Consider the following 19,626-nt stretch of genomic DNA (forward strand, 5'->3'; position numbering starts at 1 on the left):
AGGAGGTTGCGATGTCCGTGGAGGAAGCGGGGTCAATCCCGGTGGCAGCACAGGTGAAGCGGGACCGGGAGGAGGTGTTCGTCGAGTTCACCCGCTCGGTCTGCCCGCTGTGCAAGCGGGTCGTGGACGCGCAGGTGAACATCCGCGAGGACAAGGTCTACCTGCGCAAGCGCTGCCCGGACCACGGCTGGTTCGAGGCCCTGGTCTACGGCGATGCACAGGAGTACCTGAATTCCGCCCGCTTCAACAAGCCCGGCACGATCCCACTCACCTTCCAGACCGAGGTGCGGGACGGCTGCCCGAGCGACTGCGGCCTGTGCCCGGAGCACAAGCAGCACGCCTGCCTGGGCATCATCGAGGTCAACACCGGCTGCAACCTGGACTGCCCCGTCTGCTTCGCCGACTCCGGCCATCAGCAGGACGGCTACAGCATCAGCATGGCGCAGTGCGCGACGATGCTCGACGCCTTCGTCGCCTCCGAGGGCGAGGCGGAGGTGGTGATGTTCTCCGGCGGTGAACCCACCATCCACAAGCACATCCTGGACTTCATCGACCTCGCCCAGGCCCGCCCGATCCGCAACGTCAACCTCAACACCAACGGCATCCGCCTCGCCACCGACCCCGGCTTCGTCGCCGAACTCGGCAAGCGCAACCGAACCCCAGGACGCTCCGTCAACATCTACCTCCAGTTCGACGGCCTGGACGAGCGCACCCATCGCGAACTGCGCGGCCGCGACCTGCGCGCCATCAAGCAGCGTGCCCTGGACCGCTGCGCCGAACACGGCCTCACGGTGACCCTGGTGGCCGCCGTCGAACGCGGTCTGAACGAGCACGAACTCGGGCCGATCATCGTCTTCGGCCTCGACCACCCAGCCGTGCGCTCGGTCGCGTTCCAGCCGGTCACCCACTCCGGCCGCCACGTCCCCTTCGACCCGCTGAACCGGCTCACCAACCCCGACGTCATCAGGCTCATCAACCAGCAACTGCCGCAGTGGTTCCAGCCCGGCGACTTCTTCCCCGTCCCCTGCTGCTTCCCCACCTGCCGCTCCATCACCTACCTGCTCACCGCCGGCGAACCCGGCGGTCACCGCACCGTCGTGCCGATCCCCCGCGTCCTGCAGGTCGAGGACTACCTCGACTACGTCTCCAACCGGGTCATGCCCGACCCCGCGATCCGCGACGCCCTCGAACGGCTCTGGTCCGCGTCCGCGTTCATGGGCAGCGCCACCACCGACGAGCAGTTGCGCACCGCCGCCGAGGCGCTGGACTGCGCCGACGCCTGCGGCATCGACCTGCCCGAAGCGGTCAAGAACCTGGGCGAACACGCGTTCATGATCGTGGTGCAGGACTTCCAGGACCCCTACACCCTCAACGTCAAACAGCTGATGAAGTGCTGTGTCGAAGAGATCACCCCCGACGGGCGGCTCATCCCCTTCTGCGCCTACAACTCCGTCGGCTACCGCGAACAGGTCCGCGCGCAGATGTCCGGCGTGCCCGTGGCACCGGTCGCCCCCAACGCCCTCCCCCTCACCGACCGGCTCACCGCCACGCCATACGGCTCCAAAACCCTCGCCGGGGAGGACCAGCCGTCTTGACTTCCTCCCCCGGCTAAAGCCGGGGGATTCCGGCCGCGCCTGCGGCGCGGGGCTTGTGCCCCGTGCGGCTGGCGTTCCGGTGGGTTCCTGTTTCACCGGGCTGTGCCTGGTGTGGGATCGCCACACCAGGTCTTACCGGCCCTCCGCAGGCGTTTAGCCTGTCCGCCTGTCCGGCGGCCAGGATGTTACGAGCAGCATTGAGGTCACGGTCATGCAGGGCACCGCACGCACCACAGGTCCACTCCCGGACGTGCAGGGGCTTGGGGCCGTCCTTCACCCCGCACGCGGAGCACACCTGGCTGGTGGGCTCGAACCGGCCGATCACGCCGATGTGGCGGCCGTAGCGGGTGGCTTTCTCTTCGAGCATGCGCCGGAAGGTGGCCCATCCGGCATCGTGGACGGACTTCGCCAGGTTGGTGCGTCCCAGGCCGTGGACGTTCAGGTCTTCCAGGTAGATCGCTTGATTTTCGCGGATCAACCGGGTGGTCTGCTTGTGCATCCAGTCGTTGCGGGTGTCGGCCACGCGGGCGTGCGCGCGGGCGACCTTCCGGCGGGCCTTCGCGCGGTTCTTCGACCCCTTCGCCTTACGGGACAGGTCCCGCTGCGCAGCCTTGAGCTTCTTCTCGGCCTTGCGCAGGAACCGGGGGTTGTCGATCACGGTGCCGTCGGAGAGGACGGCGTAGGTGGTCAGCCCGAGGTCGATACCGACTTCGGTGTCGAGGGCGGGCAAGTGGTCGGGTTCCACGTCCACGACGAACGAGGCGTAGTCCCGGCCCGAGGGGTCCAGCACGACCGTCACCGACGACGGGTCGGCGGGGAGCTTGCGGGACCACTTCACCCGCACGTCACCGATCTTCGCGAGGTTCAACTTCCCGTTCGGCCGCAGCCGGAACCCGTTCCGGGTAAACCGCAGCGACTGCCTGCTGTCCCGCTTCGACTTGAACCGGGGCAGCCCGACCTTCCGGCCCTGACGCTTCCCCGACACCGAGTCGAAGAAGTTCCGGTAGGCGGTGTCGAGGTCGCGGAGCGAAGACTGCAAGGCGTCCACGGAAACCTCTGCAAGCCACGCACGCTCCGGCGTCTTCTTCGCATCGGTGATCACTGCCTTCGCCAGTACACCCGTAGCGATCCGCGACTTATCGGCCTGGTACGCCTGCTTGCGTGCCGCGAGCGCGTCGTTGAACACCACGCGGGCACAGCCGAACGTCCGCGCCAGCGCTTGGCGCTGACCGGCTGTCGGATAGACCCGATAGGAGTACCGCAGATGCATGATCCACACCCTCACACAACCCACCGACAACCGTCTCATCCACCCTGCTGGCACCAGCCCCGCAGCGACCTCCGCCGCTGCGCGGCTCCGCGCCAAGGACCCATTCCTCCCCTGGCTGAAGCCAGGGGTTTCCTGGGAGAGAAACGATGACCGACGACAGCCGCCGGCTGAAGGCGTGCTGCGCCGCCGCCTACTCCAGCGACACCGTGGCGCTGCTGCTCGGCGACGCCTACCACCCCGGCGGCACCGCCCTCACCCGCCGACTGGCCGACAATCTCGCGCTCGCCCCCGGATCGCGGGTACTGGACGTGGCTTGCGGGCGCGGCACCACCGCCCTGCTCCTCGCCGACACCTACCGGGCACAGGTGGACGGCATCGACTACTCCCCCGCCAACACCGCCCTCGCCCAAGGCACCGCCCAGCGACTCGGTCTGGCCGACCGGACCCGCTTCACCACCGGCGACGCGGAGCACCTGCCCTACCCCGACGCCACCTTCGACGCCCTCGTGTGCGAGTGCGCCCTGTGCACCTTCCCCGACAAGCCCCGCGCCGCTACCGAGTTCGCCCGGGTCCTGCGCCCCGGCGGACGCCTCGGCATCACCGACGTCACCGCCGACCCGGACCGCCTGCCCGACCAACTGCGCGGCCTCGCAGCCCGCATCGCCTGCATCGCCGACGCCCGACCCCTGACCGGCTACACCACACTCCTCACACACGCCGGCCTGCGCGTTCTGCGGACCGAACGCCACGACCACGCGCTGCTGCGGATGCTCGATCAGATCCAGGCCCGCCTCCAGCTCCTTCACGCCACCTCGCCCGGCCGACTCGCCGAACTCGGTGTCGACGCGGGCGCCGCACCCGCCGTCCTGGCCGCCGCACGAGCGGCCGTCGCGGACGGGCATCTCGGCTACGCGCTGCTCGTCGCCGCCAAACCGTGACCGACGAGACCGTGACCGACCTGCGATACGGCGGGTACGTAAGGCCGCTCACATACCCGGTGCCGTCCCTCCTCCTACCGTCGAGACCGTCAGCACCACCCGGAGAAGGGATCCCTGCAATGACCACGACCCACGCCACCCCGCACGCCTTGTCCGCCGCGCCCGCGCACGCCGCCCTCGGCGCCGCTGCGGGCCTGGCGGGCGGCATCGTCTTCGGCGTGAAGATGCAGGCGATGGGCATGATTTCGATGGTCGGCATGCTCGTCCACAGCAACTCGACGGCCGTCGCGTGGACCGTCCACCTCGCCGTCTCCGCCGCCCTCGGCGCCGGTTTCGCACTGCTCGCCGGTGGGCGCGCCGAGAAACTGCGACCCGCGGCGCTCCTCGGCATGGGCTACGGGGCGGTGTGGTGGGTGCTCGGCGCGCTGTGGCTGATGCCCGCCCGGCTCGGCATGCCCGTCTTCCAGCTCACGGCCACCAGCGGCAAGAGCCTGGTCGGCCACCTGATGTACGGGGCGGTCCTGGGCCTGGCCTACGCCGGAGTCCACAGGGCCATGTGCCGCACCCGCCACAGCCGGTAGCCGTGAACGACACCCCCGGGGGCGCGGCATCCGACGGCCGCGCCCCCGAACCCGAACCCGGCGCGTACTGTCTCGACGAGACCACCACCCGTGCGCTGGCCCGGCCCCCGTGGGGCACCACGCCCCCGCCGTGGGCGCCGGGCCGCCGCGAGACCCCGACCCTGATCGAAAGAGCCGTACGGATGACCGACCCCGAGCTCCCCGACAGCCCCACGTGGTGCATCGCCGACGTCGACATCCTGCGCGACCTCAACGACCAGGAAATGGAAGCCCTCGCCGCCGCAGCCCCCATGAAGACCTACACCACCGGCGAACTCCTCTACTCCCCCCACCAACCCTCCGAGACCCTGTTCATGCTCCGCGCCGGCCGAGTCCGGCTCTTCCGCGTCTCCGCCGACGGCCGCGCCCTGACCACGGCCATCCTGGAGCCCGGAACGATCTTCGGCGAAATGGTCCTGCTCGGGCAACGCATGCACGACAACTTCGCCGAGGCCCTCGACGACGTCATCGTCTGCGTCATGAGCCGCACAGACGTCCGCCGCCTCCTGCTGGCCGACGCCCGCATCGCCACCCGCATCACCGAACTCCTCGGCCAACGCCTCACCGACATCGAACAGCGCCTGACCGACACCGTCTTCAAATCCGTCCCACAACGCGTCGCCACCACGCTGGTCACCCTGGCCGCCGACACCAGCAGACGCGGCCCGCTCGGCCCGCGCAAGCCCGAGATCCGCCTCACCCACCAGCAGATCGCCGCCCTCGCCGGAACCACCCGCGAAACCACCACCAAAGTCCTGCGCGACCTCGCAGACCGCGGCCTGCTCCGCCTCGCCCGCGGCCGCATCGTCATCCTCGACCCTGTTCGCCTCGGCGACGAGACCGGGTGACCGCATCGTTGATGCACGTGGGGGTGCGTGAGCGGCACCCAGGACTGCCGTCTGATCGCTTACAGCGCGATTGCCTCGTTCCATTCGAGGATCCGCCAGGACTTCACGACCCCGTGGACGACGAAGGGATCGTCTTTCACGAAGTCCTCGGCGGACTCCCTGGTGGCGAAGACCGCCATGGAGCCGTCCTTCTGCGGGTCCGCGAAGGGGCCGATCATGAGCAGCTCGCCGCGCTCGATGTACGGCGTGTAACGGGCGACGTGGGCTTCGAAATGCGCGGGGGCCCTGTCCGCGAGGTCGTCAGCCGATTCGTAGAACACGACGTACTTCATGGTCGCCACCTCTCGATTCGGACCGTTTCGTAGACATCATCCGCGACCAGCCGCGCTGCAGCTCACCCACGGGCCGGTGCGTCGGGCACCCGTCCTGCGAGTTGCCATGAAACAGCCGGAAATGAGCGGACACGACCCACTCTTGACCGGAACACGGCCTTCGGTCACCATCGTCGCCTGGCAGCCCTGACGCCTCCCCCGTCGACAGAGCTGCCTCCGATAGGCACTGCGGAGCCGCTCCCCGGGTGGCTTGCGCGCCGCACGCCCCGTCCGTCAGGGGCTTCCTGCCCTTTCCGTCCGCGCGCGGGGCGAGGACGCGTACGTCTTGGACTTCCTCGACCAGCTTGGACTGATTTGCGACCGCCCGGCCCCGCGCCGCCGGGTGACCAGGTGGATGCGAGGCGGCGTGGGGTGAACCGGTGGGCACGGTCTGGCCGCACGGTACGGCCGGGCGGGAGGAGCCGCTCGGCGACACCCGGGGAGACCGGCCCCTGGTCAGCCGTTCGCAGCGAGCAGCGGAACGCGGGCCGGGTCAGGCCTTCTTGACGACGCTGGACTTGAGCTGCATGGCGCCGATGCCGTCGATCCGGCAGTCGATGTCGTGGTCGCCGACACCGGCGACGAGACGGATGTTGCGGACCTTCGTGCCGGCCTTGATGCCGCCCTGGACGCCCTTGACCTTCAGGGTCTTGACCACGGTCACGTCGTCGCCGTCCGCGAGCACGTTGCCGACCGCATCCCGGATCACGCCGCCGCTCTCCGCGTCGTCGGCGCTGCCGGCCGCCGCGGGCTGCCATTCGTGGGCGCACTCGGGGCAGAACAGCAGTTCACCCATCTCGTAGGTGTATTCGCTGGAGCACTTCGGGCAGGGCGGCAGGGTCTCGTTCATGCGTCCAGGATATTCGAGGCATTCGCCCTGGTCGCAGCCCCACCCACCGCGACCTGGGGCGTTTCACCGACGACCGGGAGGAACTGCTGTAGGCCCCGAGGACGCACGTCCTCGGGGCCTAGCATTCCGTAGGGAAGTAGGTGTCTGACCTGCAAAGGGCGCGCGTGCCGCTGCGACATCCGGGATGGCGGCCTGGGGTGGGGCCGGTTGGCGGGGGTTCAGCCTGTCTGGTGCTCGGTGATCCAGCGGGCGGCGAGCAGGCCGGAGACGGCGGTGAGGACGGCGGCGGCGAAGATTGTCGCGTTGAGGCCGAGGGCGTCGGCGAGGACGCCGGCGACGAGCGCGCCCGCGGCGTAGCCGATGTCGCGCCAGAAGCGGTAGACGCCGAGGGCGTTGGCGCGCCAGGCAGGGTGGGCGTGGTCGGAGACGGAGGCGATCAGGGCCGGGTAGACCATGGCGGTGCCCAGGCCGAGGAAGACGGCGGAGAGGATCCCGGCCTGCAGTGGGCGGTCCAGCAGCGCGAGGGCGAGGCCGAAACCGACGGCCTGGACGAGCATGCCGTAGACGATCAGGGGCTTGCGGCCGACGCGGTCGGAGAGGTGGCCGGTGACGGTCTGCCCGATCCCCCACAGGATGGGATAGAGGCCCTTGATCAGGCCGACGGCGGTCAGGCCGAGCCCGTGCTGGGTGAACAGGAGTGGGAAGACGCCCCAGGTCAGGCCGTCGTTGAGGTTGTTGACCAGTCCGGCCTGGCTGGTGCCGCGCAGCGAGCGGTTGTGCCAGGAGGTGCGCGCGAAGACGGCCTTGAGGCCCGTGCCCTCGCCGCTGGGCAACGGCTTGGCGTGGTGGGCGAGTTCGAGCGCGACGTGGGCGGCGGTGTCGCGGACGACCAGGGACAGGGCCAGGCCGGCGACGACGAAGACGACGCCGATGAGCTCGGGGACCGGGCGCAGGCCGTGCGTGGTGGCGAGGTAGCCGGTGAGCAGAGCCGTGACACCCACGGCCGTGTAACCGGCGGCCTCGTTGAGGCCGGTGGCGAGCCCGCGCCGGGCCGGGCCGACCAGGTCGATCTTCATGTTGACTGTCATCGACCAGGTCAGGCCCTGGTTCAGGCCCAGCAGTACGTTGGCGGCCACGATCCAGCCCCACGACGGCGCGAAGGCGAGCGCGAACGGGACGGGGACGCCGATGAGCCAGCCCGCCACCAGCAGCTGCTTGCGGTGGAACCGGGCGGTCAGAGCGCCGGCGGCGAGGTTGGTCAGGGCCTTGGTGACGCCGAAGGCGATGATGAACGAGAACACGGCCAGGTCGCTGGTCAGGCCGAAGGTCCTGGAGCCGATGAGTGGGACGGTCGTGCGCTCCAGGCCGACCAGGCCGCCCACGCAGATGTTGACGATGACCAGCAGGGTGAACTGGAGCCAGTTCTCGCGCAGGCCCAGGCGCACGGGCCGGCCGTGCGCGCCTGCCGGCGCAGTCGCGGGGGTGGTGGTGTTCACGGGCGGATGTCCTCGGCTCCCCGGATCAGGGGTCGGCCGTGGGCGGCGGCGTAGTCGGCGGGTCCTCCGTCGAGGACGGCGACGTCGGTGTGGCCGGCGCGTTCGAGGATGCTGGCGGCCGTCATCGCGCGCTCGCCGTGGCCGCAGGCCACGACCGCGCCCGCGGGGGCGTCAACGGCTTCGGCCGCGAGGCCGCCGAGCTCGATGCTGAGCGCGCCCGCGACGTGTCCGGCCGCGAACTCCGCGTTCTGCCGCACGTCGAGGTAGGGACGGTCCGCGGTGTCGTCGGGGGTGAGGAAGGCGGTGCTGGTCTGCGGGTTGCCGTCGGCGAGCCAGGCGGTCATGCCGCCCGCGAGGCGGCCGGCCAGGCGCTCGTAGCCGATCTTGTAGGACTGCCAGACGATCTCGGCGAGGTCCTGGTCCTCGTTGGCGACGAAGACGAGCGGTGCGGTGTCGGGCAGGAGCCAGCCGAGCCAGGTGGCGAACTGGCCGCGCAGCGGGATGGACAGGGAACCGGGGATGTGGCCGGCCGCGTAGTCGGCCGCCGGGCGGACGTCGACGATCTGGCCGCCTTCGCCGAGCAGGGACGTGGCCTGGGCGGCGGTGAGGTCGGCCAGGAGCGGGGCCGCTGTCAGGACGGCGGCGCCGCGCCGGTTGGCGTCGGCGAGCCGGTCGAAGTAGCCGGGGTAGCTGCCCAGAGAGGACACCAACCGCTGGACGAAGACGTCCTCGTCCGGGGCTGCCAGCAGGGGGTTGGTCTGCTTCTGCGCGCCGATGGTGGAGGTCCGGTCGACCCCGAGCGCGGCGGAGCAGAAGGAGCCTGCGCCGTGGGTGGGCCAGACCGCGGTCTGGTCCGGCAGTGCGGCGAGGCGGCGCAGGGACCGGTACTGGGCGCGGGCGAGTTCCTCGGTGCGGTCGGGGCCGAGGAGGTCGGTGCGGGCTGCGGAGTTCACGATCATCGAGCCGCCGGTGAAGACGCCGAGCTCCCGATCGCCGTCCAGGAGCAGGAAGGACAGGTGTTCGTCGGTGTGACCGGGGGTGGCGAGCGCCCGCAGGGTCAAGCCGCCGAGGTCGGTGTCGTCCCCGTCGGCCAGCGGCGTGTGCGGGAAGGCCCGCTGTCCGGCGGCGGAGGCCAGCACGCGGGCGTCGTCGTCGTGGGCCAGCTGGACGGCGCCGGAGAGGAAGTCCGCGTGCAGGTGGGTGTCGGCGGCGAAGGCGACCCGCAGTCCGCGCCGGGTAGCGGCGGCCTTGAGGGTCCGCAAGTCCCGGCTCGCGTCCACGGCGAGGGCCCGTCCGTCGCCGAGGTCGACCAGGTAGGCGCTGTTGCCCAGGCCCCCGTCGACCAGCGGTATCAGGTGGTCGTCGGTGAAGCCCATCACGTGTCCTTCCTGAGGCTGGTCGCGGGTCCGGTCCTGGCGTCCGCGTCGTCCTGGTCGGGGGCGCCCGCGGCGACCGGCAGGTCGGCGTGCGCCCATTCGGGGAAGCCGTCTTCGAGCCGGCTGGCTTGCCTGCCGTGGCGGCGCAGTTCGCGTACGGCTTCGTCGGCGTAGATGCAGTAGGGGCCGCGGCAGTAGGCGACGATCTCACCGTCGGCGGGCAGTGCGGCGAGTTCGGCGTGCAGCCGGGAGAGCGGGACCGAGCGGGCGGATGGGATGTGCCCGGCGCGGTACTCGGCCGCCGGGCGGACGTCGAGCACGGTCACCGTGCCGTCGTGCAGGCGCTGGAGGAGGTCTTCGCGGGTGACGGTCTCCAGGCCGGTGCGGTCGCCCAGGTAGGCGGCGGCCAGGCGGTCGATGTCGGCGGTGTAGTCGGCGGCCACCTCGCGCACCGCGGTCCACAGCGCGGCCACATGGGTGCCGCTGAGGCCGTAGAAGATCCGGTTCCCCTCGCGGCGGGTGCGGACCAGGCCGGAGCGGGCCAGGACGCGCAGGTGCTGGGAGGTGTTCGCGACGGACTGGTCGATCTCGGCCGCGACCTCCTCGACGGAGCGCTCGCCCTGGGCCAGCAGGTCGACGATCTCAGCCCGCCGACCGCTGGCGAGGGCTCTGGCGACCTGCGCGAAGCCGTCGTACAGGGCGTTCTTGGCCGTTCGGTCGCCCATGGGTATCGGCCTCCGGGATGCGATGCCTCGACAGTCAGTATTCAAGAAGTCTCTTGACAAGAGTACGTCCGAGTGCTGTTCTCAAGTAATCAAGAGAATTCTTGAATGCATCGGAGCATACGATGACGACCGCCGAAAGTACAGCGAGCAGACTCGACACCGCCGACCTCAAGCAGCGCGTCCAGCAGATGTACCGCGAGGTCGCCGAGCATCCGACCCATGCGTTCCACTTCGAGACCGGGCGCCCCCTGGCCGAACGCCTCGGCTACCCGGCCGGCGAACTGGACGCGATCCCGGCGCAGGCGATCGACTCGTTCGCCGGGGTGGGCTACTTCCTCGACCTGGCCGCGATCCGCCCCGGCGAGACCGTCGTCGACCTCGGCAGCGGCTCCGGGACGGACAGCTTCCTTGCCGCGCACGCCACCGGACCGTCCGGGCGGGTGATCGGCGTCGACATGACCGACGCCCAACTGGCCAAGGCGACCCGGCTCGCCAGGCAGGCCGGCGTGTCGAACACCGACTTCCGGCCCGGGTACCTCGAACAGTTGCCCGTCCAGGACGCCTCGGCCGATGCGGTGATCTCCAACGGAGTCATCAACCTCTGCCCCGACAAGCCAGCCGTGTTCCGCGAGGCGGCACGAGTCCTGCGCCCCGGCGGCCGACTCGCCATCGCCGACATCGTCACCGCGACCCAGCTGCCCCAAGGGGTCACCTGCGATGCCGCGCTGTGGGCGGCCTGCATCGGCGGCGCGATGCAGCAGGACGACTACCGCCACGCGATCGAACAAGCCGGACTCCGGATCGAGACCGTCCGCGCGAACGACCGCTACCGCTTCCTGTCCGAGCGCGCCCAAGGGGCGACCCGCACCTACGGCGTCACCAGCATCAGCCTGCTCGCACGCAAGGAACCCTGAAACACCCGAACGAACCTCAAGGGAACCGAGGACGGACCATGACCACCAACCGCGCCGAGATCGAGGCCGACATCAAGGCCACCCTCGGCCTCGTCCCGCACTTCTTCACCGCGATCCCCACCGAACTGCTCGGGCCCGAGTGGGAGATCTTCAAGCGCATCGAGCTCGGCGAGACGCTGATCCCCAACACCTGCACGCCGAGACCAAGTGCCACTACTGCTCGCTGTTCCACACCGAGGCCGCCAAGCTCTTCGGCGCCACCGACGAGGAGATCCAGGAAGCCGTCCACTACGCCAAGGCCAGCCTGGGCTGGAGCGCCTACATCAACGGCATGCAGGAGGACTACGACCAGTTCAAGGCCGAACTCCAGCAGGTAGGCGACTACATCCGATCCAAGGCCGCGTGATGCAACTGGAGCGAATCCGGCCGACGGTGCTGCGCGGCAAGTTCCACACCTACGAACTCGCCGCGCTCACCGCCGCCGCCCGATACCTTGTCGACGCCGCCCCCAACAACGTCCCTGCGGAATCGCTCGACCAGCTCAGGCGCCTGCTGGCCGACTACGACGAGCAGTTGCACGATCTCTCGAACCCTACGCCCGAAGACCGGCACCGCCGCGGGACGTGAGCCGCCTCCCGAAAGACGGTTCCGACAGCGGGCCAGTACTGACTCCCGCATCCGCGTCGGAACGACTCCCGCCCTGAGTTGCAAAGCCAGTTCTCCACCGTCAAACTCCGCACCAAGGTCACCGCGGCGCCGGCAGCCCGGCCGCAGCCCCGGCGATGGTCTTCAAGCTGGTCGAGTCCGCCCAGGAACGCTGACGCGCGATCACCGCCGCCCACGTGGTCGCACTGGTCCGCGCGGGGGCTAGGTTCGAGAACGGCATCCTGATCGAGCGCCAGGAGCAGGCCGCGCAGGCACCCGAATATCAGGTGCACAGACCGGGCTCGGCGATGCGACACTGCCCCCAGGACCAGGCCAGAGCCCGGTTGCCGCCGACAACGACGGGCACAATTCGGGGAACGAACAGCGATTCCCGAAAGCGAGCGGCGGACGACGCAGGGAGTCACGAGCATGGCGTCAGGTTCCGTGCAGGAATCCCGAAGGAACAACTGGCTCAGTCGCCTGAAGTGGGGACTTCCCCGCACCGTCTTCCTGGTCGGCACGGTCGTCCTGGTCTATGAGTCCACGCACGCGCTGTCTCAGTCGGCGCTGAACTGGACCCTGACGGTGTACGCCCTGTGCAGTCTCGTCTTCATCGGACGCCAGTTCCGCTACGGGCACACCAAGACCCCGTCAGGGGGCCGTCCCTGGTGGCTGATTGTCTTCTTCGGCGTGATCCCGCTCGCCGTCGGGGCGGCGCTGCTGATCGCCTGGTACGTCGCCTTCAAGCGGGACGACCTGCTGTTCGTCGGCGCGGTCCTGGTGGTCCTCGGTCTGGGCTGGCTTGTCGAGGCCTGGCGAGAGGCGGGACCCGAGCAAGCAGGGAAGCCTGAACCGGACGCGGCTCTGTCCCGCTGGGGAGGGGTGCTGCTGCTTCTGTCGGTCTGCCTCACCGTCACCGGCATCGTCCTGCTGCGCTATCACGTGGCGTCCTATGCGGGCCCGGCCGTCGTTGCCCCGGGGCTGCTGGGAGCTCTCCCCGTGGGGCTCAACCTCCTGTCCGAGGCGGCCCTGCGCCGACTTGAGACCCGCAGTCGGGGAGGAGCCCAGCGAGCACGTCGGCGAGCTGGGGCGCGGATCCCGCCGGGGATGGGCTGGAGATCGGTGCCGGCAGCGGTGCGATGGCCGCCCGGCTGCTGGCCGACCGCCCTTGGCTCTCGCTCACCACGCTGGACCCCGACCCCGCTATGGTCACCGCAGCCCGAACGCGCCTGGCCCCCTACGGGCACAGGGCGCGCGCGGTCCAGGGAGACGCCACCGATCTGCCGTTCGACGACGGGTCCTTCGACGCGGTGCTGATGTTCCTGATGCTGCACCACGTCGGCGCCTGGGAGGAGGCACTGGCCGAGGCGGCCCGGGTGCTGCGACCGGGTGGTCTGCTGATGGGCTACGACCTACTCGAAACAGCCCTGGCCCGGGGCTTCCATCGCCTGGAAGGCGCACAGTTCCGGCTGGCCGCAGATCAGGAGCTGCGCCGTCGGCTCGACGAGCCCCGCTGACCGGGGTCCAGGTCCAAGTGGCGGGAGCGGGACTGGTCGCGGCCTTCCGCGGACGCCGGGCGTGAGCGCTGGCCCCGCCCCAGCGGGCGGGGCCAGCCTCGCGTCAGGTGGTGTAGCCGAGCAGGCCCATCATGCCTGCCTCGCCGTGGTAGACGTTGTGGCAGTGGATCAGCCACTGCCCGGGGTTGTCCGCGTCGAAGTCGCAGGCGACAGTCCGTCCTGGGAGCACGATCGCGGTGTCCTTGCGCGGGCCGTCCGCACCGAGCTGGAACGTGTGGCCGTGCAGGTGCATCGGGTGCCACATGGTGGTCTTGTTGACGAACTCCAGCCGGATCCGCTGGCCTTCGCGCGCCAGGAACGGGTTCGCGGTCGGTTGGTTCATGTCGAACCGGCGGCCGTTGATGGCCCAGTTGTAGCTGCTCATGCTGCCGGTCAGCTCCAGCCGGTGGGTGCGGTCCACTGTCTTCGACGCGAGACGGACGCTGTCGGCGGCGCGCAGCTGCGCGCCGGTCATCAGCATCCCGTCCAGTTCCTTCGGCCGTACTCCAACTGCGGGGGCGCTGCCCCAGCCGGTCCGCACCAGCGCCCGCCCGGCGGCGCCCTTGCCCTCGGCGAGCGCAGCGAGCGGGAAGACGCCGTCTCCGAGGGTGACCAGCACGTCGTAGCGCTCACCCGGTCCGATAAGCAGGGCGTCGACCTGCTGGTGCTGGACGGGGAAGCCGTCGGTGTGAGTGACGATCAGCCGGTGTCCGCCCAGCGCGACGCGGAACGCGGTGTCGCCGCCCGCGTTGATCAGCCGCAGGCGGATCTTCTTGCCGGGCTTGCTGGTGAAGACCTCCGGTGCCGCCGGGACGCGACCGTTGACCAGGTAGTAGGGGTACTTCACGTCGCCGGCGTCGCCGCCCAGCAGGGTGCTGGTCGCGCCCATCAGCATGTACGAGGAAGCGGCTCCGCCGCCCATCCCCGGCATGCCGCTCATGCCGGGCATCGCCGTGGACGACGCACCGGCAGACGCTGAGGAGCTCATGTCCATGCCGGGCATACTCGCCATGCCGCCCATCGAGTCGGACGCAGAGGGGGAAGCGCTCGCGGCCGGGGAGCTCATCCCCATGGTGAGCATGGCCTTGACGTCGTCGGGGGTGGTGCCGGTGCCGTCCAGCCAGTCGTCCAGGACGACCACCCATTCGCTGTCGTAGGCCAGCGGTTCGTGCGGGTCCTCGACGATCAGCGGCGCGTACAGGCCGCGGTCCAGTTGGACGCCGACGTGCGGGTGGAACCAGTAGGTGCCCGGAGTGTCGAGGGTGAAGCGGTAGGTGAAGGAGCCGCCCGCGGCAATCGCGCGCTGGGTGATGGGCGCTACGCCGTCCATGTCGTTGCGCAGGGCCAGGCCGTGCCAGTGCACGGCGGTGGGGGCGGGCAGGTGGTTGGCGACCTTCGCTTCCAGGGCGTCGCCGGCGGTGAAGCGGATCTCGCGGCCGGGCAGCTGTCCGCCGAAGGTCCAGGTCTTCACCATTGGTCCACCGAGGTCGACCGTGCCCGCGGTGGCGGTGAGCGCCACCGTTGTGGTGCGGCCGGTGCGGGTGCGCTTGGCGTCGGCGGCGGCCACCTGCGGGCCGGACGGGCTGACCAGTTCGGCGCCGCTGCCGGTAGTGGAACTGTCGCCCTTGCCGGGCGTCCTGCTGCTCTTGGTGCAGGCGGCCAGGAGCCCCGCGCCGGCTACCGCGGTCCCGGCGAGCAGGACGGTTCGGCGGGTGGGCTGCGGGACAGGGGTGTGCTTGTTCATGGAGATGTCCTCGTGACTGCACGGCGCACCTCAACAGGGCGCGCTGAAGGCTTCAGGGGTCGCGGATGGGGCGCCGCAGCCCGCCGTGCAGGCATGCGGCGGCCGGCCGCTGGGCCTATATGCGCAGGACAGTCGAGGATTCGGGCGGCCGCGAGCGCGCGTGCGCGCGGTCGGCATGCAGCGCGAGCGCTGATGCGGTCGGGCAGGTCGGCCCGGTGGCGGGAAGGCATGCCGACGCTGGCGGGAAGAATTCACTGGTGACGACGCCGGCGGCGGTGCAGGTCTGCATCGAGCCCGCGCATGACGCGGGAGCGGAGGACACGCTTGGGCCGACTGGCACAACCGCGGTCACCGGGTTCTGCGGCGCGCCGGTTGCTGCCATCGGCATCGCCTGCGCGTCGGCCATGGCGGCCGGGGCGTCGTGATGCACGAGCACGGCGAGCGCGACCAGCAGCGCGAGCAGCACGCCGCACGCCCTGCGGGCGAGGGGTGCGGGCTGGGGCGCCATCGGGTCCGGCCGTTCTTCCGCAGGGGACGAGTCGTTACCCGGTGAGCCTAGCGTTCCCCGCAGCAGCATCGAGCGCGGAACCGGAGCCGCGCCCCTCATTCGAAGCCGGCGATCGCCGGTGCATCCGCCGCGGGCAGCTGGTCCGACTTATCACCCGGGAGTTGTCAGAATGCAGCACAGAGCGATCGCATGGTTACGATCAGTCGCATGCGTCCGGTTCTGCTGCAACTGGTCGGGCTGCGCGTGACGGCGATGGCTGTCGCCGCAGCCCTGGTCGTCCTAGGATCGCTGCATCTCCTGGGCTGCCAGGCCGCTGAAGCCGGGTCGCGCACCCTGATCGCCGCGGCGGCTCCCGCGCAACCCGAGGCATCTGAACACGACACCTGCTGCGCGGATCAGGCGGACCTGCCTGCGGCGCGCACCCTGACCCCGATTGCGCTCGCGGACCTGGCGCCCGCACCGACCGACGGACCGGACGGGGCTGGGACGCTCGCAACTGCCGGACCGGCCCCGGTGCCGCACAGTCTCCTCGGGCTCCCTCCGCCTTCGGCCCCGGCCCTGTTGCTGAACTGCGTGAGCCGTACGTAGAGCCGGCCGCCCGGTGGTCACCGCTCCCAGATGGGTCCGACCGCCGCGCCCGTCGCCTCCCCGTACGCACTTCCCCGACGCCCGGCGCTCCCCCTGCCCTGGGCGCAGAAGGACCACGCCATGACGGCCACCACCGCGCGCAGCCTCCTCGAACACCGTCTTCAGCTCCTGCCCCCGCTTCACGCCCCCTACCCCGCCGACCCCTTCGGCCGTCCGACCGAGCCCCCGCGGCCCCCGCGCCGCTCAGCGGCCGAACTGGTCGGCGATACCCCTGTGCTGTGGATCGGGGAGCCGCTGGTCTCCGCGCCGCACGGCTTCTGGGCCAAGCTGGAAGGCGCCAATCCGGGCGGCATCAAGGACCGTCCGGCCCTGCACATGGTCGCCGCCGCCCGCGCCCGCGGCCGGCTCAAGCCGGGGGCGCCGATCGTGGAATCCACCAGCGGCACCCTCGGCCTGGGCCTGGCGTTGGCCGGCATCACCTTCGGCCACCCCGTCGTCCTGGTCACTGACCCGGGGCTGGAGCCTCTGATGGTGCACCAACTGCGCGCGCTCGGCGCCGAGGTGGTCATCGTTGACGAACCGCACCCGACCGGCGGATGGCAGGAGGCCCGCCGCACCAAGGTCCGCGCCCTCCTGACCGCGAACCGTGACGCCTGGTGCCCGGATCAGTACAACAACCCCGACAACCCCGCCGCCTACGCCACGCTCGCCCACGAGCTCGTCGATCAGCTCGGCCGCGTCGACACTCTGGTCTGTGGAGTGGGCACCGGCGGACACTCGGCCGGTATCGCCCGCGCGCTACGGCGCTGGTTCCCCGAGCTGCGACTGGTCGGGGTGGACTCGATCCGCTCCACTGTCTTCGGCCAGCCGGCCGGTCCGCGACTGATGCGCGGTTTGGGCAGCAGCATCCACCCGTGCAACGTCGACCACCAGGCCTTCGACGAGGTCCACTGGGTCGCCCCTCACGAGGCCGTATGGACCTGCCGCCAACTGGCCCGGCACCACTACACCAGCGGTGGCTGGAGCGTGGGCGCGGTCGCGCTGGTCGCCGGCTGGCTCGCGCGCACGCAGCCTCCGGGTACCCGCATTGCCGCTGTCTTCCCTGACGGAGTCCACCGCTACTGGGACACCGTCTACAACGACACCTGGTGCCGCGAGCACGATCTGCTGGACCGCCCACCCGCCGAGAACCCCGACGAGATCCCCCATCCCGCAGCCCGCGCGGTCGAACGCTGGACCCGCACCACCACCTTCACCACCCCCAGAGCAGGTGTCCGATGAAGACGGCTCTCGCCCAGTTCCGGTCCTTCCCCGGCCCGGTCCGGCTGCTGATGGTGCAGCAGTTCACCATCAACGCCGCCTTCTACATGCTGATGCCCTACCTCGCCACCCACCTGGCCCACGGCCTCGGACTGGCGGCCTGGGCGGTCGGCCTGGTGCTGGGCGTGCGCAACCTCAGCCAGCAGGGCCTGTTCCTGATCGGCGGCACGCTGGCCGACCGTCTCGGCTACAAGCGCGTCATGATGGCCGGTTGCCTGCTGCGGACCGCAGGGTTCGTACTGCTCGGGGTCGCCACCGACCTGCCTGTGCTGATCATCGCGTCCGCCGCCACCGGTTTCGCCGGGGCCCTGTTCAACCCCGCCGTCCGCGCCTACCTCGCCGCCTCCGCGGGTCCGGAGCGCCGGGTGGAGGCGTTCGCCCTCTTCAACGCCTTCTACCAGGCGGGCATGCTGATCGGGCCGCTGATCGGGCTCGCCCTGCTGGCCTTCGACTTCCGCCTGGTCTGCGCGGTGGCCGCCCTGCTCTTCCTGGCCCTCACGCTGCTCCAGGCCCGCGCACTGCCCGAACATCGCGCCACCGCCCCGGGTAACAGCAACGGTGTGCTGGCCGACTGGCGCAGCGTCATCGCCAACCGCCCGTTCCTGCTCTTCGCCGCTGCGATGACCGGCTCCTACGTGCTTTCCTTCCAGGTCTACCTCGCCCTGCCGCTTGCCGCCGAGCAGACCGTGCCCGGCCACGGCAACGACGTGACCACCGCCCTGTTCGCCGTCTCCGCACTGGTTGCGGTCACGGCCCAGGTGCGGCTGACCCGCTGGGCCCGCGCCCGCTGGTCCACCGCCCGCGCGATCTGTTACGGCTTGGCGCTGATGGCGGCCGCGTTCCTGCCCCCGCTGACCGGTTCGCACGTCGTCACCAGCGCGGATCCTCTGCGCCACTGGGTCGAAGCCCTCACCCCATTGCTCGCCACGGCGGCCCTGATCGCGTTGGCCACTGCGCTGCTCTACCCCTTCGAGATGGACACCGTCGTCGCGCTCTCGGGCAACCGACTGGTGGCCACCCACTACGGCCTCTACAACACGATCACAGGCATCGGCATCACCCTCGGCAACCTCGCCACCGGTGCCGTCTGGGACACGGCCCGGACCGCCGGACACCCGCGCCTGCCCTGGCTCGCCCTCGCCGTCACCGGCGCTGCCTGCACCGGCGCCCTCGCCCTGCTCGCCCGCAGCGGCAAACTCACCCCCTCGCCCCGTCCGGCCAAGGAGCCCGAACTGGTCGCCTGAATTCAGTGCGCCCTGTGGCGATGGGAGTGGGGAGGTCGGTGCGCCTGAGGCGGCTCGGCCCCGTGCGCGGGAGATGAACTCGCTTCCGTCGCCGGGCGCAGACCGGCCAGGGTAACCGTGACCAGGCGCTGTACGGCCGCCTCGGAAGGCAGGCTGCCCGCCGCGCCGAGGGCGTGCAGGCAGTAGGCGGCCAGCTCATCCGGGGCGATGTCGCCACGCAGTTCGCCGGTCGCCGCGACCTCCGCGAGCAGGTCCCGGAAGAGGTCGACCAGCTGCTGCTCGGCCTGGACCATGGGCTCGCCGCGGTGAACCAGGGCCGCGACTTCGGTGCCGCCGTGGCGGGCCCGGTAGTGGCAGATCAGCGCGTAGGCCGCGACGACGGCTTCGAGGCGTTCGACGGGCGTGCCGGCGCGGTCACGGAGCTCGGCCAGCTGCGCGAGGTGAGCGGTGACGTGGAGCTGGTGCCGGGCCACCAGGATCGACTCGACGTCGGGGAAGTACTTGTACAAGGTGGCGCGCCCGATGCCCGCCTGCTCGGCGATCTGGGACATCTTCACGGCCGCGAGCCCGTGCTCGGCCGCAAGGGCGGCGGTGGTCTCCATGATCGCGTCGCGCACCGCGTGGCGGTGCGCTTCGACCGTCTCGTTCCACAGCTTCGGCACCCTCGCACTATACATGACGCCCATGGAGCGACAGAATGAGTTGACAGAGACAGTTTGTCTCGCAAAACTGGCGCCGTCAGGGACCGACGTCCCCGTTCGAGCCGTTCAGGAGATTCCAATGGCTGACTTGCCCACGCACCCCGACGCAGGCGACAACACCACCGAAGCGCCGGAGAGCGCGCTCACGCCCCGAGGGCCACGGGGGAAAGCACTGGCCGGGATCGCGCTCGGCGTCCTGCTGGTCGTGCTGATGCTCGTCCTGCACCTGGCCGGAGTCTTCGGCCCCGGATCGCACTGAGCGTCTCCGCTTCGGCGTAGAGACGTGGTCGCGGTACCTCCACGACGAAAGCGCAGCA

General features: G+C 70.5%; 20 protein-coding genes and 2 pseudogenes. 13 read left to right on the forward strand and 9 right to left on the reverse strand.

The window, feature by feature from the left end; translation table 11 throughout:
- Positions 1-11 precede the first annotated feature (11 nt).
- Positions 12-1,595, forward strand: a complete 1,584-nt coding sequence (locus ABIA32_RS16245; RefSeq protein WP_370095559.1) for a radical SAM protein — start codon at positions 12-14, stop codon at positions 1,593-1,595.
- Between the two features lie 13 nt (positions 1,596-1,608).
- Here the strand turns inward: ABIA32_RS16245 and ABIA32_RS16250 are convergent, their stop codons facing one another.
- Complete coding sequence (locus ABIA32_RS16250; protein WP_370095560.1) at positions 1,609-2,865, reverse strand: RNA-guided endonuclease InsQ/TnpB family protein; 1,257 nt, start codon at positions 2,863-2,865, stop codon at positions 1,609-1,611.
- A 146-nt stretch (positions 2,866-3,011) separates the two neighbouring features.
- Here ABIA32_RS16250 and ABIA32_RS16255 point away from each other — a divergent pair, with 146 nt between their 5' ends.
- From ABIA32_RS16255 to ABIA32_RS16265, 3 genes are all read left to right on the forward strand, one after another.
- A complete protein-coding gene (locus ABIA32_RS16255) occupies positions 3,012-3,803 on the forward strand; it encodes a class I SAM-dependent methyltransferase (RefSeq protein WP_370095563.1) in 792 nt (263 codons plus the stop codon).
- Positions 3,804-3,922: 119 nt separating this feature from the next.
- Positions 3,923-4,384 (forward strand): hypothetical protein, encoded by a 462-nt coding sequence (locus ABIA32_RS16260; RefSeq protein WP_370095565.1) that lies wholly within the window; start codon positions 3,923-3,925, stop codon positions 4,382-4,384.
- A 2-nt stretch (positions 4,385-4,386) separates the two neighbouring features.
- Positions 4,387-5,271 carry a Crp/Fnr family transcriptional regulator gene (locus ABIA32_RS16265; protein WP_370095567.1) on the forward strand — a complete coding sequence of 295 codons (885 nt, stop codon included), beginning with the start codon at positions 4,387-4,389 and terminating at the stop codon, positions 5,269-5,271.
- Between the two features lie 59 nt (positions 5,272-5,330).
- Here the strand turns inward: ABIA32_RS16265 and ABIA32_RS16270 are convergent, their stop codons facing one another.
- The 5 genes from ABIA32_RS16270 to ABIA32_RS16290 all read right to left on the reverse strand — a co-directional run bounded on the left by ABIA32_RS16270 (position 5,331) and on the right by ABIA32_RS16290 (position 10,089).
- A complete protein-coding gene (locus tag ABIA32_RS16270; RefSeq protein ID WP_370095569.1) occupies positions 5,331-5,603 on the reverse strand; it encodes a YciI family protein in 273 nt (90 codons plus the stop codon).
- 532 nt (positions 5,604-6,135) lie between these two features.
- Positions 6,136-6,492: a zinc ribbon domain-containing protein YjdM gene (locus ABIA32_RS16275; RefSeq protein WP_370095572.1), complete on the reverse strand. Its 357-nt coding sequence runs from the start codon at positions 6,490-6,492 to the stop codon at positions 6,136-6,138.
- A 218-nt stretch (positions 6,493-6,710) separates the two neighbouring features.
- Positions 6,711-7,988, reverse strand: a complete 1,278-nt coding sequence (locus ABIA32_RS16280) for an MFS transporter (RefSeq protein WP_370095575.1) — start codon at positions 7,986-7,988, stop codon at positions 6,711-6,713.
- A complete protein-coding gene (locus tag ABIA32_RS16285) occupies positions 7,985-9,364 on the reverse strand; it encodes a rhodanese-like domain-containing protein (protein ID WP_370095577.1) in 1,380 nt (459 codons plus the stop codon). The genes ABIA32_RS16280 and ABIA32_RS16285 overlap by 4 nt, the downstream gene beginning before the upstream one ends.
- Positions 9,364-10,089 (reverse strand): ArsR/SmtB family transcription factor, encoded by a 726-nt coding sequence (locus tag ABIA32_RS16290; RefSeq protein ID WP_370095580.1) that lies wholly within the window; start codon positions 10,087-10,089, stop codon positions 9,364-9,366. Before ABIA32_RS16290 ends, ABIA32_RS16285 begins: the two co-directional genes overlap by 1 nt.
- 122 nt (positions 10,090-10,211) lie before the next feature.
- Between ABIA32_RS16290 and ABIA32_RS16295 the strand changes: the two genes are divergently transcribed.
- The 5 genes and pseudogenes from ABIA32_RS16295 to ABIA32_RS16315 form a co-directional block, all read left to right on the forward strand.
- Positions 10,212-11,003: a methyltransferase domain-containing protein gene (locus ABIA32_RS16295; RefSeq protein ID WP_370095582.1), complete on the forward strand. Its 792-nt coding sequence runs from the start codon at positions 10,212-10,214 to the stop codon at positions 11,001-11,003.
- 139 nt (positions 11,004-11,142) lie between these two features.
- Positions 11,143-11,409 (forward strand): carboxymuconolactone decarboxylase family protein, encoded by a 267-nt coding sequence (locus ABIA32_RS16300; RefSeq protein ID WP_370095585.1) that lies wholly within the window; start codon positions 11,143-11,145, stop codon positions 11,407-11,409.
- Positions 11,409-11,630 (forward strand): hypothetical protein, encoded by a 222-nt coding sequence (locus tag ABIA32_RS16305; protein WP_370095587.1) that lies wholly within the window; start codon positions 11,409-11,411, stop codon positions 11,628-11,630. The genes ABIA32_RS16300 and ABIA32_RS16305 overlap by 1 nt, the downstream gene beginning before the upstream one ends.
- 78 nt (positions 11,631-11,708) lie before the next feature.
- Positions 11,709-11,917 (forward strand): annotated as a pseudogene (locus ABIA32_RS16310) (IS256 family transposase); the annotation flags it as partial.
- Between the two features lie 840 nt (positions 11,918-12,757).
- Positions 12,758-13,165 (forward strand): annotated as a pseudogene (locus ABIA32_RS16315) (class I SAM-dependent methyltransferase); the annotation flags it as partial.
- A 103-nt stretch (positions 13,166-13,268) separates the two neighbouring features.
- On the opposite strand, the gene ABIA32_RS16320 reads toward ABIA32_RS16315, so the two are convergent.
- Together ABIA32_RS16320 and ABIA32_RS16325 are read right to left on the reverse strand one after the other, a co-directional pair.
- Positions 13,269-14,948, reverse strand: a complete 1,680-nt coding sequence (locus tag ABIA32_RS16320) for a multicopper oxidase family protein (protein ID WP_370095590.1) — start codon at positions 14,946-14,948, stop codon at positions 13,269-13,271.
- Positions 14,949-15,063: 115 nt separating this feature from the next.
- Positions 15,064-15,414: a hypothetical protein gene (locus ABIA32_RS16325; RefSeq protein WP_370095593.1), complete on the reverse strand. Its 351-nt coding sequence runs from the start codon at positions 15,412-15,414 to the stop codon at positions 15,064-15,066.
- A gap of 249 nt (positions 15,415-15,663) precedes the next feature.
- On the opposite strand from ABIA32_RS16325, the gene ABIA32_RS16330 reads away from it, so the two are divergent.
- The 3 genes from ABIA32_RS16330 (at position 15,664) to ABIA32_RS16340 (ending at position 18,608) form a co-directional block, all read left to right on the forward strand.
- Entirely contained in the window at positions 15,664-16,044 is a 381-nt protein-coding gene (locus tag ABIA32_RS16330; protein ID WP_370095596.1) for a hypothetical protein, read from the forward strand.
- Positions 16,045-16,164: 120 nt separating this feature from the next.
- Positions 16,165-17,325, forward strand: a complete 1,161-nt coding sequence (locus ABIA32_RS16335; RefSeq protein WP_370095599.1) for a PLP-dependent cysteine synthase family protein — start codon at positions 16,165-16,167, stop codon at positions 17,323-17,325.
- Positions 17,322-18,608 carry an MFS transporter gene (locus ABIA32_RS16340; RefSeq protein WP_370095602.1) on the forward strand — a complete coding sequence of 429 codons (1,287 nt, stop codon included), beginning with the start codon at positions 17,322-17,324 and terminating at the stop codon, positions 18,606-18,608. Before ABIA32_RS16335 ends, ABIA32_RS16340 begins: the two co-directional genes overlap by 4 nt.
- A gap of 2 nt (positions 18,609-18,610) precedes the next feature.
- Here ABIA32_RS16340 and ABIA32_RS16345 read toward each other — a convergent pair whose 3' ends face one another.
- Positions 18,611-19,270 (reverse strand): TetR/AcrR family transcriptional regulator, encoded by a 660-nt coding sequence (locus tag ABIA32_RS16345; RefSeq protein WP_370095604.1) that lies wholly within the window; start codon positions 19,268-19,270, stop codon positions 18,611-18,613.
- Positions 19,271-19,388: 118 nt separating this feature from the next.
- Here ABIA32_RS16345 and ABIA32_RS16350 point away from each other — a divergent pair, with 118 nt between their 5' ends.
- The gene (locus ABIA32_RS16350; RefSeq protein ID WP_370095607.1) at positions 19,389-19,568 is read left to right on the forward strand and encodes a hypothetical protein; all 180 of its coding nucleotides are present in this window, start codon (positions 19,389-19,391) and stop codon (positions 19,566-19,568) included.
- Positions 19,569-19,626 lie beyond the last annotated feature (58 nt).

This window comes from Streptacidiphilus sp. MAP12-20 (assembly GCF_041262525.1).
Taxonomy (GTDB): Bacteria; Actinomycetota; Actinomycetes; order Streptomycetales; family Streptomycetaceae; genus Streptacidiphilus.

Coding starts and splice junctions, on each gene's coding strand:
- ABIA32_RS16245 (WP_370095559.1), top strand. CDS start 12: ATGTCCGTGGAGGAAGCGGGGTCAATCCCGGTGGCAGCACAGGTGAAG.
- ABIA32_RS16250 (WP_370095560.1), bottom strand. CDS start 2,865: ATGCATCTGCGGTACTCCTATCGGGTCTATCCGACAGCCGGTCAGCGC.
- ABIA32_RS16255 (WP_370095563.1), top strand. CDS start 3,012: ATGACCGACGACAGCCGCCGGCTGAAGGCGTGCTGCGCCGCCGCCTAC.
- ABIA32_RS16260 (WP_370095565.1), top strand. CDS start 3,923: ATGACCACGACCCACGCCACCCCGCACGCCTTGTCCGCCGCGCCCGCG.
- ABIA32_RS16270 (WP_370095569.1), bottom strand. CDS start 5,603: ATGAAGTACGTCGTGTTCTACGAATCGGCTGACGACCTCGCGGACAGG.
- ABIA32_RS16275 (WP_370095572.1), bottom strand. CDS start 6,492: ATGAACGAGACCCTGCCGCCCTGCCCGAAGTGCTCCAGCGAATACACC.
- ABIA32_RS16285 (WP_370095577.1), bottom strand. CDS start 9,364: ATGGGCTTCACCGACGACCACCTGATACCGCTGGTCGACGGGGGCCTG.
- ABIA32_RS16290 (WP_370095580.1), bottom strand. CDS start 10,089: ATGGGCGACCGAACGGCCAAGAACGCCCTGTACGACGGCTTCGCGCAG.
- ABIA32_RS16295 (WP_370095582.1), top strand. CDS start 10,212: ATGACGACCGCCGAAAGTACAGCGAGCAGACTCGACACCGCCGACCTC.
- ABIA32_RS16305 (WP_370095587.1), top strand. CDS start 11,409: ATGCAACTGGAGCGAATCCGGCCGACGGTGCTGCGCGGCAAGTTCCAC.
- ABIA32_RS16320 (WP_370095590.1), bottom strand. CDS start 14,948: ATGAACAAGCACACCCCTGTCCCGCAGCCCACCCGCCGAACCGTCCTG.
- ABIA32_RS16330 (WP_370095596.1), top strand. CDS start 15,664: ATGCGTCCGGTTCTGCTGCAACTGGTCGGGCTGCGCGTGACGGCGATG.
- ABIA32_RS16335 (WP_370095599.1), top strand. CDS start 16,165: ATGACGGCCACCACCGCGCGCAGCCTCCTCGAACACCGTCTTCAGCTC.
- ABIA32_RS16340 (WP_370095602.1), top strand. CDS start 17,322: ATGAAGACGGCTCTCGCCCAGTTCCGGTCCTTCCCCGGCCCGGTCCGG.
- ABIA32_RS16350 (WP_370095607.1), top strand. CDS start 19,389: ATGGCTGACTTGCCCACGCACCCCGACGCAGGCGACAACACCACCGAA.